Source organism: Robertmurraya sp. DFI.2.37, assembly GCF_029211245.1.
Classification (GTDB): Bacteria; Bacillota; Bacilli; order Bacillales; family Cytobacillaceae; genus Robertmurraya; species Robertmurraya methanolica_A.
This window is the reverse complement of the sequence record NZ_JARGEJ010000013.1, coordinates 51389-67066: the sequence shown is the minus strand read 5'-3', so window position 1 is coordinate 67066 and position 15678 is coordinate 51389. Positions and strand designations below refer to the sequence as shown.

Genomic DNA, 15678 nt, shown 5'->3' with positions numbered 1-15678 from the left:
TGCTCCATACCACTTTAGGAGATTTTTCAAAAACCGATAGCGGTATAAGAACGATCAAGATTACAAAACGAGATATTGGTCATATTTTATAAGTGTTTTTCCTTCTTGATAATTTCCTTCATCACGGACATTGGCGATATTTTGCAAGTTGGTGATTAAATTTTTGACAAAGTTTTGCCCCATTTCATGAGCATGGAGATAGCCTCCACCGAATCTTGGATTGATTTCAGAAATCACATATCCCTGCTCCGTATAAAAGCAATCAATATCAATTGGTCCGACTGGCTGCAAAACTTCCAATAATGCCGTCATTAGCTCCCTAAGCCTTGAATCTTTGACAGCAACTGATTTGTCTGTCTCACCAGCCCTCATTTTTATTTTTTTCTTCATAAAAATATTCGTTGCTTCTTTTGTAATCAAATCTATATAGCAATCGATCCCAAATTCTTCCCCTTTCATAAAAGGCTGGATCACAACATCGTGGTCATAAAAGGATTGAAGCTGCGCAATCGTGGAGACACACTGTATCCCCATACTTGCACTGCCATTCCTCGGTTTAATGATTAAAGGAAAATGCAGCATTCCATTCCCTAAAGCGCTTTTCACTTCCTCTATATTTGTATAGGTAGGAATATGGGGAAACCCATGCTCTTGCAAAAACTTCGATGTCAAATATTTATCAAAACAAATTTCTATTATTGGCTCGTCTGAAACAATCACCGCAACACCGTCTTCTTTAAAATTCTCCTTGTAACGAGCCAACAATGAAAGCTCTGGATCGATCAGCGATAGAACAGCCGAAATCTCATACTTCTTGCATAACGCCTTAATTTCTTGAACATAATCATGCTGATCAATTCGAGGAACAATTTCGAATTGATCAGCAAAGTACAACGCTGGTGCGTTTGGATCACAATCAACGGCAACAACCTTACCATTGATTTCATTTAACTCCCTTTTGAAATATTCAATCAATTTAACACGACGTCCGACACTGCATATTAATATATTCATATCTTTCTCCTTTTTAGTGACTCCACACTAATAATAATGGCAATACTCCCGACAGCAGTAAAATCGCTGGGAATATTGATAAATAGCGTCTTCTTATTTGGCTGAGCGCTGGGATTATGAACACCAGACATAATGCAAAAGCAGCAGCAAGAGCTCCTATATAATGGATAGTTAGCAGCACATAAACCAAATACATAATCGGTGTGATAAACAAGAATGAAAAAATAATGATCGTTAAAGGAACCACTTTCTCCATTATGCTATTCTTTATCCTTAAAAAAACATTGACTCCAATCAGAGCAAATAAATACGGCCAAACAAAGATATAGCTAGAATCTTGATAAAGGAAACTGCTTGCAACGATTAAAATTAACCATCCTAATAACGACCCCATGAAAAAATTAAGCCCTTTTACTGCTCCTAGTATGAAAGAATAAGCACCAGTTAGAAGGGCAGCAATCATGAATAGAATTGAGATAAATAAAGGATTGCTCAATTTGGGATAAGCCCCGATTGACCATAGATCGTAACCGGTCAACGCTGAAAAAAGCTTTAATAACCCTTCTGCTGCAAAATAAGATATAGCCACACTTACGACACAGAAAAGAAAACCAAACAGGATTCTTGCTGTGGCCATCTCTCGTTTTCTGATCCCATGGACACAAGTTAAAATAAAGAGAAAAATAGCTGCAATCATGAATGGAATGACGTACTGCTTCCCGTAAAAGACGACCTTTTTGGCAAACAGATTAAAAAATAGGCTTGATCCATCTTCTTTTGCCTCCAGTTCCATGTTTCCAAAATGATGAACTAAGTCGAGCATATTTTCACCATGATGTTGAAGACTTTTAATACTTAAATTTTCAATAGAATCCTCGGGAGAATGATAACCGTATATTCCTTCGAAAAAGGCAAAATTCAGCCCATACATTCCATGTGATTTATATAATGTCAAGTCTGTTTCATTCGGCAACATTCTATATAAATCGGCAATAAAAGAATGAGCGATCGGATGGGAGCTCCCTTTCGCAAACTCTTCTATTAATCTTTCATTATGATCATTCGTTTCAAATAAAACTGAAGGCCCTTCACTTCCTCTCGCCTCAAAGTTTAGGACAATTCCTATATCGTGCACCCACGGATGCTCGTTAACAAACGCTTGAGCACCCAGTAACCCCAATTCTTCCCCATCAGAAAGGAGAATAATAACATCATTTTTTAATGGTTCTCCTTCCTGCAATATCCGAACCGTTTCCAATATAGCCGCCACAGCTGCTCCATCATCAGCGGCACCAGGGCTATTATGTTCCGAATCATAATGGGCAGTTAGCATAATCGCTTGTGAGGAATTATGTCCCGGTATTCTTGCTAAAATATTCTCAACGATGCCATTAAAAGGTTCACCCCATGAAAAAAGCGAGTCTGCAGCTGTCTGAATTTCCGGAGAGAGCCCTAGCTCCTCCAAAGCGTTCACTAAATAATCTCTAACTCTTTCATGTTCAGGTGAGCCAACAGGATGTGGGCTGATTGCAAAGTTCTCCAAATATTGCAAGGCCCGCTCTGCCGAAAATTGCTCTGCGTTAGCTTGAAGCGGCTTCACCTCCGGTCCACGAAACTGGAGAAAACCGAGATAAATAGCAATGGAGCATGTCACTAAGATCGCAAAAATATAGAGAACATTTGCAAGAAGATATTTTCTTTCGCTAATAGGGACTGTTCTTCTTAATTCTTCTTTCATGCTTTCCCTCTTTCCTCAATTTAAAAACGATAAATATTTTCATTGAAGGCATCTGCAAGCGTCTCTTTTTTTCTTATAAGAAAAGCATGTCCCTTTTCCCTTGCTACTACAGCAGGACGCTCTTTAATAAACAATGGATTCAACACGAGCGTATACGCTCCTACCTGTTCAAAAATGAGATAGTCTCCTTGCTGTGGAAGAGTTCCTTGTACGTTATGCGCTAAATAGTCTCTTTCCATGCATGTGTAGCCAACGATATGATATAAATGCTCAAGCTTTGCGTTATGATTTTTTGCAACAATTTTAAAAGGAAGATTACTTTTATGCATAGTAGGTTTAATATTGTAGGCACTTCCATCAACAAGGATAAAACTAGTCCCCTGCACACGCTTATGTTCGATTACTTGGCAGGCGAAGCTCATCGTATTCGCAACCATCGAAACACCCGGCTCCAATATTAATGCGGGCTTATTGCTCTCCCCAGCAAATTCTTTTCTCATTACTGTCCCAATCGCCGCAGCATAATCATCGAAGGAAGGAACGGTCCTTTTAAAGCTCTTTGGCAGTTCCCCATAAATCCCTCCGCCAATATCAATAAACTGCAGTGTTTCATTAATGTATTTTTTTGCAAGCTGGCATAGTCTTTCTGTTTTGTAACGATAAGAAGACAGAGAGCGCGTTTTTGTAGAAAAATGCCCATGTAAGCCAATTACTTTTACCTGCGCTATTTTTTTCAATTCGTAAATCGCCCGTTCTAAATCTCCATTTTCTACTGAAAACCCAAATCTACTAACATCATAACCATCCTGTAAAATACTCTCGCCATCCTCGATTAAAGCAAAATTCACCCTTATACCAAGTGATATTGGACGCGACGGATTTTCAGAGGCATATTGTTTCACGTAGTCTATTTCATAAAATGAATCTAAATTAATAATGCTTTCTTGCTGCAGAGCAAAATAGATATCTTCTTTACTCTTTATCGGTCCGTTGAAAATAATATGCTTACCGTTCTCGCCTAATCGGAGAGCAAGGTCATATTCCAATCGTGAAACAACCTCGGAATAAGCACCTAATGAAATTAACTTTGTACATAAAGCAGGCAAATAATTGGTTTTATACGAATAAGCAACAATAAAATTGTCATAATGCTTTTTAAATGCTTGATTCATTTTATGATAGTTTTTCTCCAACTGGTCGAGATCAAGTAGAAAAAAAGCCCCTCCACAGCTCTTTGCTAACGACTGAACGATTTCATAATTCATATTCTTTTCCATCAAATTTATTTCTACATTGCGATCTTGTATTGAGTTTTTCAAAACAGGCCTCCTCAATATTTGTGTGCAGCCAATTCATTTGCCCGCTCTAGTTTCACTCGGGCTTTAAAATACTCCACAATCTCTTTGTCGATATCCTCATTAAACTTCCGCGCAAAAAACATATTAGAGCTTTCAATTAAAGCTTTGTCTTCAATATGCAAACATTGCGGTGAATTTCTTTCTTTCAGCGATTCCCCCCATTTTAAAAAATAGAAATTAGTATTAATGACCTTTTCTTTGTAAGAGGAATTTAAAAGAAGCGTATGAAAAAAACTCTCATCTGGTACTAATGAATGTTCAAAAAAAGGATAGTACCAGCGATTCTTATTCAGAAAATCAACAATAAAAACAGCTGCATCAAACGGGATTGTGAACCATTGCGACCCCTTATAGAGCGTGAAATGCTCAGGGAAATACCTTCTGTTTGGCACAATATGAATGCCTCGTTTGTAAAGCCAAAGCAATAATCGGCGCAATAGGCGTAAAGGATGATAATTAGCGTAACGATTTCGGACGATTTTTGGCCATTGGATTTTTACCATCCCGAAATCTTTCTCTTTTAGCGGCCGATACGCTAAAAAGAGTGCATTTCTATTTTCTGCTAAAAATTGTTTAAAACCATTTCTCACTAATAAGTCCTGCCCGCTTCTTAAGCAAACAAAATCATAGTGAGCATCCGAATTACAAACCGCTTCTAATAAAAGAAGCGTAGCGTCAACCTGACTAATGTCACCCCAGCTTACAGCCACTCTTTCTTTTAAAATCATAATCTGAGGATGCCGAATGATTCTTTCCCCTATGCTTGCATCACTTTTCGCATCAATATGAATAAATACATCCGCTGCCTCCTCTTCGACTAGCTGCACTAAAAATTTGTTCAACTGTTCAGGATGATTATGCACAAGCAACATAAAAGCGGTCTTTGCCGTTCCCTTCAATTTCAAGACTCCTTTTTAAGAAAATAGCTTTACGTTTCATTCACTGATGACTTTATCTATCTACACTCTCGTTATTTATACTGAACATTTCTCAGAAAAAACAAGGTTTATTCTTATTTGTATACATTATAGTTCTTTATAAAGAACATTTCAATCGTTTTACCCCATTCTATATGCTGGAAAGTACCTTTCTTCACTAGACTTGTTTGCTAGCTTTATTAACTCGCCATATTTCTGTTCATCAATAATATGTTTGCCAAGGTAATAATCAAAAGAGGCTTTGTTCGTAAATGAGGCTTTAAAACGATACAGTTCGTCCTCATCTAAATACCCACCTCCTAAATGGAGAAACCTAGAATGGCACCATTTCGCGTATTCAATCATCGCATCAAATAAGAGATGGTTTGGTCGTAAAGACAAGAATTCTGTTCTCGATGCACCGAGATGATAATGGGCAAATTGATTACCTATTAACAGCAGCACTCCAGCGATTATCTCTGAATGACTCCATGCTAACAAAAGCACTGACTTGCTCAAATCTGTGTCCATTAATTGCTTATGAAAGTAGGTGCGATCGAAGTAATAAAACTTTGATGCTTTATTGCGATCCATCGTTTCATAATACATATTTATAAATTGATCGATTTCCTCCTTGCTGTTCGCAATTGAAATCGTCACCTCGTTTTTAACAGCCTTCCGAATATTTCTTTTCGCATTCTTTGAATATTGACTTCTTATTTCCTCCAGCGAAAGGGACAAATCAACAGCCGTTGTTTTCCGCACATAATCCGTCCTCATAACCTCTTTTATATATTCATGATTTTTTAAGAGCGGATGGAGTGCGACTGTTTCAGAAACAATATTTTGTTTAAGACAATACTCGGTAAATAATGAATAAAACGCGCGAATAATCGTTGGATCCCCTTCAACTAACGGACCACCGTAACCGTATGGCGTAATCAGATCAAAATATAATTCTCCGGTACCATCAATGCCTCTTTTTATAAATGGATAAAAAACCTTTCCATCTTCATTTTCAAAATAAATCGCATTCGGTGTGCCATCTTGAATGACTGCGAATAACTCTATATACTCTTTTGTATAATAAACATCAAGGTTCGAGAACCGTGCTAAAAATGGACTCCAATCATCTGCTCCGCTAAGCAAATGAAGCTCTTCAAGAAGGGGAAAATTAGTGCTCATGTCCATGCTCCTTTCAACCCGTCCGCATATTTTTTTAAGTAGTAAGAAACAGTCTGTTCCATTCCCTCTTGCAAAGAATATTTGTGAACAAAGCCAAGTTCTGCGCAAAGTTTACGGTCATCAATCGCATAGCGAAAATCGTGACCTGGACGATCGTTCACATACTGGATTAACTCTTTATAACTCGCAAGATGGCAACTTTTGAGCAGATCGGGCATAACTTGATCAAGAACTTCACAAATCATCGTTGCAATCTCTATATTTTTCCTTTCATTATGACCACCAATTACATACGTTTCTCCAGCTTTGCCCTTTACAAAAACCTTTTCTATTGCCCGACAATGCTCAGTAACAAAAAGCCAATCCCGTACATTTTCTCCATTTCCGTAAATGGGAATCGGTTTTAGTGCAAGCGCTCTGCGGATAATCGTCGGAATAAGCTTCTCATCATGCTGTCTTGGCCCAAAATTGTTCGAGCAATTAGTCGTGACCACATTCAAGCCAAAGGTCTCAAAATAACTGCGGACGAGCATATCAGCAGAAGCCTTGCTAGCTGAATACGGGCTATTCGGTGCATACTTTGTTTCTTCTGTAAAATAGCCTGTTTTTCCAAGACTTCCATACACCTCATCTGTCGAAATATGATGGAATCTTGCATGTGCAAATTCTTTTTTATAGACACCGATTCCATCCATCCAATAATTTCGCGCCGCTTCTAATAGCGTAAAAGTACCCATAATATTACTTTGCAAAAAAGGCCTTGGATTTTCGATAGAATTATCCACATGAGATTCTGCGGCAAAGTGGATCACTCCGTCAATTTTATAATTCTCAAAAATCATTGCGACAAGATTTTCATCACAAATGTCTCCGTGAACAAAGGAGTAACGGGGGTCATTCTCCACCGTTTCCACATTACGAAGATTTCCGGCATACGTTAATTTATCCAAGTTTACAATATGAAGTTCTTCCTTAACGTTTGACAGCATATAGGAAATAAAATTAGAGCCGATAAAACCAGCTCCTCCCGTAACCAATAAATTCATCCGATCTTTCCACCTCTTTATTTATGAAGCTTACAAGCTTTGGACACATCTTTTTTTACTATCAGTCAAGCTTTCGGTAAAGAACCTCGACTTTAAAAAAGGATATGCAAAACAGCATTTGAAAATGTGAATCATGCCCCTTCACAAATCGCCACATTATAACTCCTTGTTAAAAACACTTTCTCAACCGGGCAACCCTTTTGAATTGCTTTTACTGCATCTATACGATGACTGCTTTTTGCCCTACTTTTACAATGGCAGCAATCCGTTCAACCTCCTCTAAAGCGAGCTCGCTATACAACGGTAAACAAAGAATTCTTCTGGAAATATCCTCAGAAACCGGACAATTGTGAGCACTCGTCACATAAGGCAACGTATTGAGTGATGGATAAAAATACCTCCTTGAGGCGATCTGATTTTCATATAAACTTTTTTGCACTTGCAATAACAGCCCCTCCGTTTCAAACAGAACTGGATAGTAGGCATAATTATATTTTGTCAAAGTCATTATTTTGGGCGTTTCTCGCATGGCTCCAAGAAGTTTGCGATAAGCTTCAGATAGCTCTTTTCTCTTTTCAATCAACGAATCAACATATTTCAAGTTACATAGACCCATGGCCGCGTGAAACTCTGAATTTTTCCCATTAATCCCGATCATTGCGTAATTCTCCTCAACAAAACCAAAGTTTCTCATTAATTGGATCGTCTGATCGAGCTCGCTATTTTCCGTATTGTTCATAATTGCTCCACCTTCAACCGTATGGAAGAGCTTTGTTGCATGAAAGCTAATCGTCGATAAATCACCATATGTGAGCAATGAGCGGCCTTTGTATTGCACGCCGAATGCATGTGCAGCATCGTAAATTACTAATAGATTATGCTTCCTTGCAATTTCTTCAATTCTTTCAACATCACAAGGTATACCGAAAACATGGGTTGCCAAAATAGCCTCTGTTCTATCCGTTATCGCCGCCTCGATTTTCTCTGCGTCGATGCAAAATGTCATTGGATCAATGTCAACAAAAATAGGGGTACAGTTCTCCCAAAGAAGCGATGTCGTCGTCGCCACAAATGAAAAGGGTGTAGTAATCACCTCATTCTTTATTCCCAACCCTTTAATGGCAAGCTGCAATGCTGATGTACCATTGCTTACATAAAAAAGGGAAGAGCACTGACAGTACTTCTTTAATTCACTTTCAAGCTGCTGGACATATCTCCCATGATTCGTAAGCCATTTCGTATCCCAAAGCTGTGAAATATACTGATCATATTCTTCTTTAGGAGGTAGAAATGGTTGTGAGACCGGTATCATTTGTATCCCTCCTAAATACTAAGTCATGAAGATAAGCTCCGTATTCGTTCTTATAATTTAAAGCACTTGTCAACACCTCTTCTTCTGAAATCCACTTATTGCGAAGACTAATTTCTTCTAAACAAGCAATTTTGTATCCTTGTCGTTTTTCTATCGTTTCTACGAAGTGACTGGCATCTAAGAAACTCTCAAACGTGCCTGTGTCAAGCCAGGCAAAACCGCGTCCTAATAATCCGACCTTCAATTGCTTTCTTCGTAAATATTCTTGATTAATATCCGTTATTTCTAGTTCCCCACGCGGAGAAGGCTTTACCTCCTTTGCGATCTTCACCACTTCATTATCATAAAAATAGAGCCCTGTTACGGCATAATTAGACTTTGGCTGCTTCGGTTTTTCCTCTATGGAAATTGCGTTATGATCAGCATCTACCTCAACTACGCCAAAGCGTTTCGGGTCCTTTACTTGATAGCCAAAAATGATCGCCCCTTCTTTTAAATTTGCTGCGATTGTTAAAATCGGGGTGAATCCTTGACCGTAGAAAATGTTATCTCCTAGAATCAGAGCGACGTTTTCATCTCCGATAAATTTTTCCCCAATAATAAAAGCATCCGCTAAACCGCGTGGATGCTTCTGTATTGCATATTCAAGCTCAATGCCCCATTGTGAACCGTCCCCGAGCAATTGCTGAAAGGATGGAAGATCCTTCGGCGTAGTAATAATTAAAATTTCTCGAATTCCCGCTAGCATAAGAACTGATAGAGGATAATAAATCATCGGTTTATCGTAAATCGGTAATAATTGTTTCGAAATGGCTTGTGTAATCGGGTACAATCGAGTTCCTCGCCCCCCTGCTAAGATGATGCCTCTCATTCCATCAGCCTCCATTTATCAATTTTTAAAGAAAACTACAAATCTTTAATAATTAAGTACGAATGATTGTCTGTCTCCTTTTCAATTTGAAATTGATAGCCCAATAAAAACTGGAGCCATCTTGAATTTTTTTTATTTATCTCTGCTCGATACTTTTCCATCCCAACCTCCTTCGCAAAAGCCAAACTAAATTCGACTAACTTGACAACAATCCGATTGCCCCGATAAGCAGGAACGATTCCAAAGCTGTTGCAGAATGCTATTTTTGTTCGATAATCATTCGCATAAATAGAGGTAATCGCGATATCCTCCTCCCCGGTTGATAAGATAAAATTATAACCGTTTTTTAGCAGCTTATTGGCGTACGTTATCAACGCTTCTTTATCTTCAACAGGAAAGAGAAACTCAGAATTTAAAGCCTCGAAAATGCGACTTATTCGTCCGATATTTTCCTCCGTTAACGGAAGTAGTTCAAAATGATAGCCTTGTGTTTGAAATTGCTGCTGGTATTTTTGCACTGTAACATAATTCATAGCTATGCTCCTTTTGCCTTCATTAATTTTTCCTTGCGACCATTAAAAATTCTCATCAGTTCCGAATATAAAATCTCAAATTCAAATAGCTTTAAGATCCTGCTCATAGTAAAGTAGAAAATAACTCCACTTAATCCTTGAACAAGGATGCGGATGAAATATAGCTCTGGCAGTAACATTCCAACCAATAATACGAAGCCTCCCATCAACAACGCTAGAAAAAACGAAGGTATTAAATCTTTCAGCTGTTCTTGAACAGAATAGGATATCTCCCTAGCGGAGTAGTAAGTATTTATAAACAAAGAAAGATAGGAGCATAAAACTGCCGCTGTTATCAAACCGTAAATCCCTAAAGAAAACAATAAAGACGCCCCAATAAGTAGCGTCAACAATGATTTCTTTATAATCTCAAGCTTTAAAAACAAATCTGCCCTTCCCTTCACCTGAAGAATATTCAAATTTAAAGCATGCAACGGGTAAATCATCGCCGCTAAGCATAATAGTTTAAAATAACCAATCGAATGAATCCATTGTTCCCCGAGCAGCAAGGGAATGAACGAATCAGCCACTGTCAGAAGTCCGATCATTAATGGAAACATGATATATGCTGCAAGCCTGATCAATCTTTCATACATATTCCGCAGTTGCAGCGTATCATCTTGAAAGCCGCTCAATACAGGATATGTAACTCTCTGAAGTGCAGCGGTTGTCGAATTAGCGATGACATCGGTCAATTTCGCTGCATTCGTATAATATCCGAGCATAGCTGCTGGATAAAGCCTTCCGATCAAAAGTGAATAAATATTTTGATAGAAAGTGTCAATTAGTCCTGAGAGCAAAAGCTTGGAACCAAAACGAAATAATCTTCGAAAAAAGGCCCTTTCAAATGCCCGTGCAGGCATCCATTTCGTAACAGTCCAAAGGATAATAGTTTGTAAAGCTTGGGTCATCAGTGCTTGCACAACTAAACTCCATACTCCATAACCCATTGCCGCTAAATAGACAGAAATGATTCCAGCTAAAGTCGAAGAAATCATTGTAATGAGCGATTGCGTTCGAAACTGTAGCTTTTTAATAAGCAGGACTCTCGGAATAATCGCAAAGGAATTGATTACGATTCCGAAAGACAAGAAACGAATCATGATCATTAACTGTGATTCATTAAAAAAAGCACTAATATAAGGGGCTGCTACATATAAAGCTGTATAGAGCAAACTCGACATCAAAATATTGAAATAAAAAATCGTAGAGTATTCTGCTCTTGCCACTTCTTTCTCACGAATAAGTGCTTGAGAGAAACCACTATCAATAATCGAATTAGAGACCGCGATCACGATCGCCACCATTCCAATTAAACCAAAATGCTCCGGTGCTAAAATTCTAGCAAGAATAAGCAGGACGATAAATTGAATCCCTTGACTTACTAATAAATCAATAAAGCTCCAAATTAATCCGCTTATCGTTCTTTCTTTTACTTGTTGATACTCTCTCATCTATTCACACCTAGACGTACGATCGCCAGTTTCTTCAAATGCTTTTTCATCTCTAATATCCACCGATAGACCTTTGGCAAGTGGTAGCGCACTCTCAATTTCATACGATGACGCACGGTTAACTCTTTGTAAAAAGTTCGGTATGGCTGTTTTTTCAGCTCCCCAATTCGATTTTGAAGCAGTAAAATAGCAAACTCGTTTTTCCTCTTTGTACTTTCAATCGCCATCAGATAGCGTCCATTTGTAAAGCGATGAAATTCCTCTAATAGACGATTATCAGCTTCCTTTAATTGGATTGCTTTCTCAAGCCGATCCTCCCCGGAATTTAATTGATAGTTCCAAGACATTTCAGCACCATAGCGGTATACCGCCATCATTTCGTCCATATAATAGGCATAGCCTTGACTTGCTAAATACATTTGGAGCGGGTAATCGCCTACATGAGCTTTTTGAAAAAACAGTGGCAGTTGCTCCACAGACTGTTTACGAAACAACAATGAAGCAGTCGGGCAGAATCCACCTCCTCCAAAAATAATATCTTCCACTGGACTAATCCTACTATTAGCGTACGGTTTAATGTCTGAAATCATTTTTTGCTTTCCTTCATCAAAAATTTTAGCCCCATGAAAACAGAGGGTGCAGTCCGAATGATTTTCCATATAGTCGACTTGTTTCTGTAATTTATACGGATCTGTCCAATAATCATCCCCCTCGCAAAGAGCGATATACTTTCCTTGCGAAGCCTCAAGCAATCTCAAGCTATTTTCACTTGGACCAACATTATTTTGAGATGTAATGATCCGAATCTTGTCAGGAAACTGTTTTCTATACCCTTCAACAATCTCACGCGTTCTGTCGGTGCTACAGTCTTCTCCAATCAAAATTTCATATGCGAATTCCGTCCTTTGCATCAGAAAGCCTTCTATTGCATGGCGAATATATGCTTCATGGTTATAGGTAATGCAATTAATACTTACGAGCACACTCATTTTCAATCTCCTTCTAGTAATAATTTTCCTTTAATACCTTTTTAAATTGGCTCCAGCGGGTATTCGCAGTGCGCAAAAAACAACGATTAGCGGGAGCATCATAATATGTGGAGAAAGGAATTGTAATGCTTGAATGTAAACAAACAAAGTAATAATCGGCAATAAATAAATCCTCTGATTTCCATCCTTAAAACGGGCCTTATTACAACGATAAAGTCCGAATAAAAAGATCATAAATAAGAGGAATCCGACAATTCCTCCCGCAACAAATATTTGTTGAAATCCGTTATGTGGCACATGAAAGAATCCAGCCTTTACATGCATCTCCTGAATGCCGATACCAAAAATAAGGCGATCTAATTTTGCCAGCATAAATTCTTGATATTGATTCCAAATCTCTGCCCGACCATTTGTAAGATCTGCCTCCTGAAAACGTTTCATAATAAACTGAAACGTTGTCGGAAAAAACATTTGAATAACGATGAAAATGGACATGATTGAAGCAGCAAGAGAAGTTGAGGCTAAAATAGAATTTTTGCTAATCCGCAAATTCATTAAAAAATAATAGGCAATCACACCGATGCTAATGACAATAAACGTTCTGGAAAGAGTTAAGCTCCCATAAATAAAGGTAATGACAATACATACAACTGCCCAAGGGGGCGATAATTTTTTTGAGAACAATAAGACGAGAAAAAGGGAAAGAGCAATTGCACAGAAATAGCCGAGTGTATTTTGATCTAACGTTAACGTAATATCCGTAACATCGAACTGTGCATTCACTGTTGCAATATTCCCCAATCTGATGCCATTTTTAATCAGCAAGCTTAATGGCATATATTTCAATGTATTTAAAAGAATGATCGTAAAGGCTGCGATAACGCCAATTCCAAAAGATAATAATACGAGCGCTGGGCGCTCATTTTTTTCTTTTTTCAATAAAACGAGTACTATTAAAATAATGTAAAGACTGAATTTGACAAAGCCGCCAATAGAAGATTGAAACAAAAAAAGATGAATAAGTTGCAAAAGAAGAAAGGCATAGGCAGCGAACATATACCCATTAAGCACCATTTTTCCTTGCTTCAAAATAAGAAAGAAAATAGCAGCCGCTACAATATAATTTCCTGGCAAGCCTGGCAAGAACGGAATAAGAAAAGCAAAGTAGGCAATAAGAAAGCTCTCGCTCAAATAAATGAAAGCAACTACCACAATCAGTAAAAGCACATATTTATGAATGGGTACATCAAAATAATCGCGGAGAAGCACTGCCAAAAAAATCAAGCTAGCAAAGAAAACAAAAAATTTGTTTTCTTTCCCGATGATATTCGCCCAATGCCTCTGCTCGAAGGTATCCTCTCTATTAACAGCCATGACATTATCCATATTTCTTGTATAACTCCCCGTACTTCTGTGCCACAATCGCCACATCATAAGCTTTGACGTTTTCCTTTGCACATTTCGACATTTGCACCCTTTTCTCCTTATCTCTCGCCAGTTCTAACATCCCATCACTTAAGGCTAGCAAATCCCCGCTTTCTACTAATAAACCATTGCCCTTTATCACGTCTGCAATCCCGCCAACATTCGTTGCGATAATCGGAAGACCACTTGCCATCGCTTCTAAAATTGCTAAAGGCAAACCTTCATAAATAGAAGTAAGCACAAAAATATCTGAACGGGCCAAATAATCCTCCACATTAGAAACATTTCCAGTAAATACGACCTTATTTCTAATTCCTAATTCATCAGCATACGCTTCTAACGTCTTTTTCTCCTTCCCATCTCCAACCAAAATCAAAGACGCTTGCGGCAACTCTTTATTTATGACGGAAAAGGCCTGAAGCAGAAGCTTATGATTTTTAATAGGTTCTAATCTTGCTACATTAATATAGGTAATTGCTTCGTTGCTAAAGCTCGTTTCTCGATGTTTTACAAGTTGAACAGGATTATAAACTAGTTCGACCTCATCTAAAGGAAGCTTGTATAGCTCAGATGCCTCCTTCCTAATTGTGCTCGAAATGGCGACCGGAATGGCTTTTTTCAACTTATAAAGACGCTCCATCAAAAAAATGAGCCTGGAGGAGAACTCAACTTTCGGTGTACTGTGAATCGTATGGAGCATGGACGTTGCATGGGTACAAACCCAGGGAAATACATAAAGGAAAGCATGTAAATGGGTATGAACAATATCCGCCTTAAACTTACTCAGCTCCCTCCAAACTAAAGCAACCGTCTTTAAACTCAATTTGCCACAATTATTTAAAAATGTGATATCAAGCCCTTGTTTCTGCAGTTCTTCTTCAAAAGACGTGCACTGTGGTGGACTTAATGAAATTAGCTTAAGCACAAACTCTTTTCGATCTAATGCCGCCGCAAGCTGATATACCATCTTCTCCGCACCACCAACAACGAATGATGGCACTACTATAGCTACTTTTCTTTTTTTCATCTATAATCTCCCCCCTCTTCATACCTATTGTCAGAACTTTTATAAGAAATAGATTATAAATGACCTAGTTAGAGGGCTTTGTAAGCAAAAAAAGGCCACCCTGAATTTTATGGTTTGATGAGGTTACCACACGACATCAAAATTCCTAAAATAGGAAGTAACAAGTTGTTGTCCCCTCAACTTATAACCTATATTTATTAACTTTTATAAACTATCAAGAACAATTCAATCGCTTCTTGTGGGGAAGAGTATGTTCGATAAACCCGTAGAAACGCCCGTAAATAAACCTTTTCGAAAGCTTCAGGTGGACGAGCTTCCCGTCATTGTCGTCCCTTAAAAGCTTGATTATCAACTACTTCTCACAGAGGGAACCATTGAAACCAGTTCGAAGACATAGGAACGCAAAAATAAGAGTATCAAAATATGAGAACAAGCTTGCTCTATTCTCACAATTCCTTGTCCTCATGAACCCTCTATGAGGACACACTTTGCTTTTTTTCAGCGCTCTTTGTCCTCATGAACCTTAAAGTACCTGTTGTTCATCCAGAGTTATCAGGCTTGCCAAGGATGCCAGCCCGATGGACTAAACTCATTGGGTTCGCTCAACAATGGATTACCCAACAGAGGCTGCCTCACTAGCAGAGCCCTTGAGTTTTGAGCTGGTCAGCAATCGGAGTCAGCGAACTCTTGACAAACCGAACTTGCCAATGGTTTAAAATTGAAAGAACCAAGAGCCAAGAGCTATTTGGTATGTCTTCTTTTTCCTTCAC

General features: G+C 38.4%; 13 protein-coding genes. All 13 read right to left on the bottom strand.

What is annotated here, in order from left to right; all coding sequences use genetic code 11:
- Positions 1–60 precede the first annotated feature (60 nt).
- Positions 61–1014: an ATP-grasp domain-containing protein gene (locus PZE06_RS09535; RefSeq protein ID WP_150915458.1), complete on the bottom strand. Its 954-nt coding sequence runs from the start codon at positions 1012–1014 to the stop codon at positions 61–63.
- Between the two features lie 13 nt (positions 1015–1027).
- Complete coding sequence (locus tag PZE06_RS09530) at positions 1028–2752, bottom strand: M28 family peptidase (RefSeq protein ID WP_150915457.1); 1725 nt, start codon at positions 2750–2752, stop codon at positions 1028–1030.
- A gap of 20 nt (positions 2753–2772) precedes the next feature.
- A complete protein-coding gene (locus PZE06_RS09525; RefSeq protein WP_225310659.1) occupies positions 2773–4071 on the bottom strand; it encodes a type III PLP-dependent enzyme domain-containing protein in 1299 nt (432 codons plus the stop codon).
- Positions 4072–4082: 11 nt separating this feature from the next.
- Positions 4083–5009 carry a beta-1,6-N-acetylglucosaminyltransferase gene (locus PZE06_RS09520; RefSeq protein WP_150915456.1) on the bottom strand — a complete coding sequence of 309 codons (927 nt, stop codon included), beginning with the start codon at positions 5007–5009 and terminating at the stop codon, positions 4083–4085.
- A gap of 159 nt (positions 5010–5168) precedes the next feature.
- Complete coding sequence (locus PZE06_RS09515; RefSeq protein ID WP_191963205.1) at positions 5169–6212, bottom strand: lipid II:glycine glycyltransferase FemX; 1044 nt, start codon at positions 6210–6212, stop codon at positions 5169–5171.
- Positions 6209–7258 (bottom strand): dTDP-glucose 4,6-dehydratase, encoded by a 1050-nt coding sequence (rfbB, locus tag PZE06_RS09510; RefSeq protein ID WP_150915454.1) that lies wholly within the window; start codon positions 7256–7258, stop codon positions 6209–6211. The genes PZE06_RS09515 and rfbB overlap by 4 nt, the downstream gene beginning before the upstream one ends.
- 220 nt (positions 7259–7478) lie before the next feature.
- On the bottom strand, positions 7479–8570 hold the full coding sequence (locus tag PZE06_RS09505; RefSeq protein ID WP_150915453.1) for a DegT/DnrJ/EryC1/StrS family aminotransferase: 1092 nt from the start codon (positions 8568–8570) through the stop codon (positions 7479–7481).
- Positions 8536–9441 (bottom strand): glucose-1-phosphate thymidylyltransferase RfbA, encoded by a 906-nt coding sequence (rfbA, locus tag PZE06_RS09500; protein ID WP_150915452.1) that lies wholly within the window; start codon positions 9439–9441, stop codon positions 8536–8538. The genes PZE06_RS09505 and rfbA overlap by 35 nt, the downstream gene beginning before the upstream one ends.
- A gap of 35 nt (positions 9442–9476) precedes the next feature.
- Positions 9477–9974, bottom strand: a complete 498-nt coding sequence (locus tag PZE06_RS09495) for a GNAT family N-acetyltransferase (RefSeq protein ID WP_150915451.1) — start codon at positions 9972–9974, stop codon at positions 9477–9479.
- A gap of 2 nt (positions 9975–9976) precedes the next feature.
- Positions 9977–11467, bottom strand: coding sequence for a lipopolysaccharide biosynthesis protein (locus tag PZE06_RS09490; RefSeq protein WP_150915450.1), 1491 nt, complete (start codon positions 11465–11467; stop codon positions 9977–9979).
- Positions 11464–12456 (bottom strand): glycosyltransferase family 2 protein, encoded by a 993-nt coding sequence (locus PZE06_RS09485; RefSeq protein WP_150915449.1) that lies wholly within the window; start codon positions 12454–12456, stop codon positions 11464–11466. Before PZE06_RS09485 ends, PZE06_RS09490 begins: the two co-directional genes overlap by 4 nt.
- A 30-nt stretch (positions 12457–12486) precedes the next feature.
- Complete coding sequence (locus PZE06_RS09480) at positions 12487–13842, bottom strand: O-antigen ligase family protein (RefSeq protein ID WP_150915448.1); 1356 nt, start codon at positions 13840–13842, stop codon at positions 12487–12489.
- Positions 13835–14908, bottom strand: a complete 1074-nt coding sequence (locus PZE06_RS09475) for a glycosyltransferase (RefSeq protein ID WP_150915447.1) — start codon at positions 14906–14908, stop codon at positions 13835–13837. The genes PZE06_RS09480 and PZE06_RS09475 overlap by 8 nt, the downstream gene beginning before the upstream one ends.
- Between the last annotated feature and the right edge of the window lie 770 nt (positions 14909–15678).

Coding starts and splice junctions, on each gene's coding strand:
- PZE06_RS09535 (WP_150915458.1), bottom strand. CDS start 1,014: ATGAATATATTAATATGCAGTGTCGGACGTCGTGTTAAATTGATTGAA.
- PZE06_RS09530 (WP_150915457.1), bottom strand. CDS start 2,752: ATGAAAGAAGAATTAAGAAGAACAGTCCCTATTAGCGAAAGAAAATAT.
- PZE06_RS09515 (WP_191963205.1), bottom strand. CDS start 6,212: ATGAGCACTAATTTTCCCCTTCTTGAAGAGCTTCATTTGCTTAGCGGA.
- rfbB (WP_150915454.1), bottom strand. CDS start 7,258: ATGAATTTATTGGTTACGGGAGGAGCTGGTTTTATCGGCTCTAATTTT.
- PZE06_RS09505 (WP_150915453.1), bottom strand. CDS start 8,570: ATGATACCGGTCTCACAACCATTTCTACCTCCTAAAGAAGAATATGAT.
- rfbA (WP_150915452.1), bottom strand. CDS start 9,441: ATGAGAGGCATCATCTTAGCAGGGGGGCGAGGAACTCGATTGTACCCG.
- PZE06_RS09495 (WP_150915451.1), bottom strand. CDS start 9,974: ATGAATTATGTTACAGTGCAAAAATACCAGCAGCAATTTCAAACACAA.
- PZE06_RS09490 (WP_150915450.1), bottom strand. CDS start 11,467: ATGAGAGAGTATCAACAAGTAAAAGAAAGAACGATAAGCGGATTAATT.
- PZE06_RS09485 (WP_150915449.1), bottom strand. CDS start 12,456: ATGAGTGTGCTCGTAAGTATTAATTGCATTACCTATAACCATGAAGCA.
- PZE06_RS09480 (WP_150915448.1), bottom strand. CDS start 13,842: ATGGATAATGTCATGGCTGTTAATAGAGAGGATACCTTCGAGCAGAGG.
- PZE06_RS09475 (WP_150915447.1), bottom strand. CDS start 14,908: ATGAAAAAAAGAAAAGTAGCTATAGTAGTGCCATCATTCGTTGTTGGT.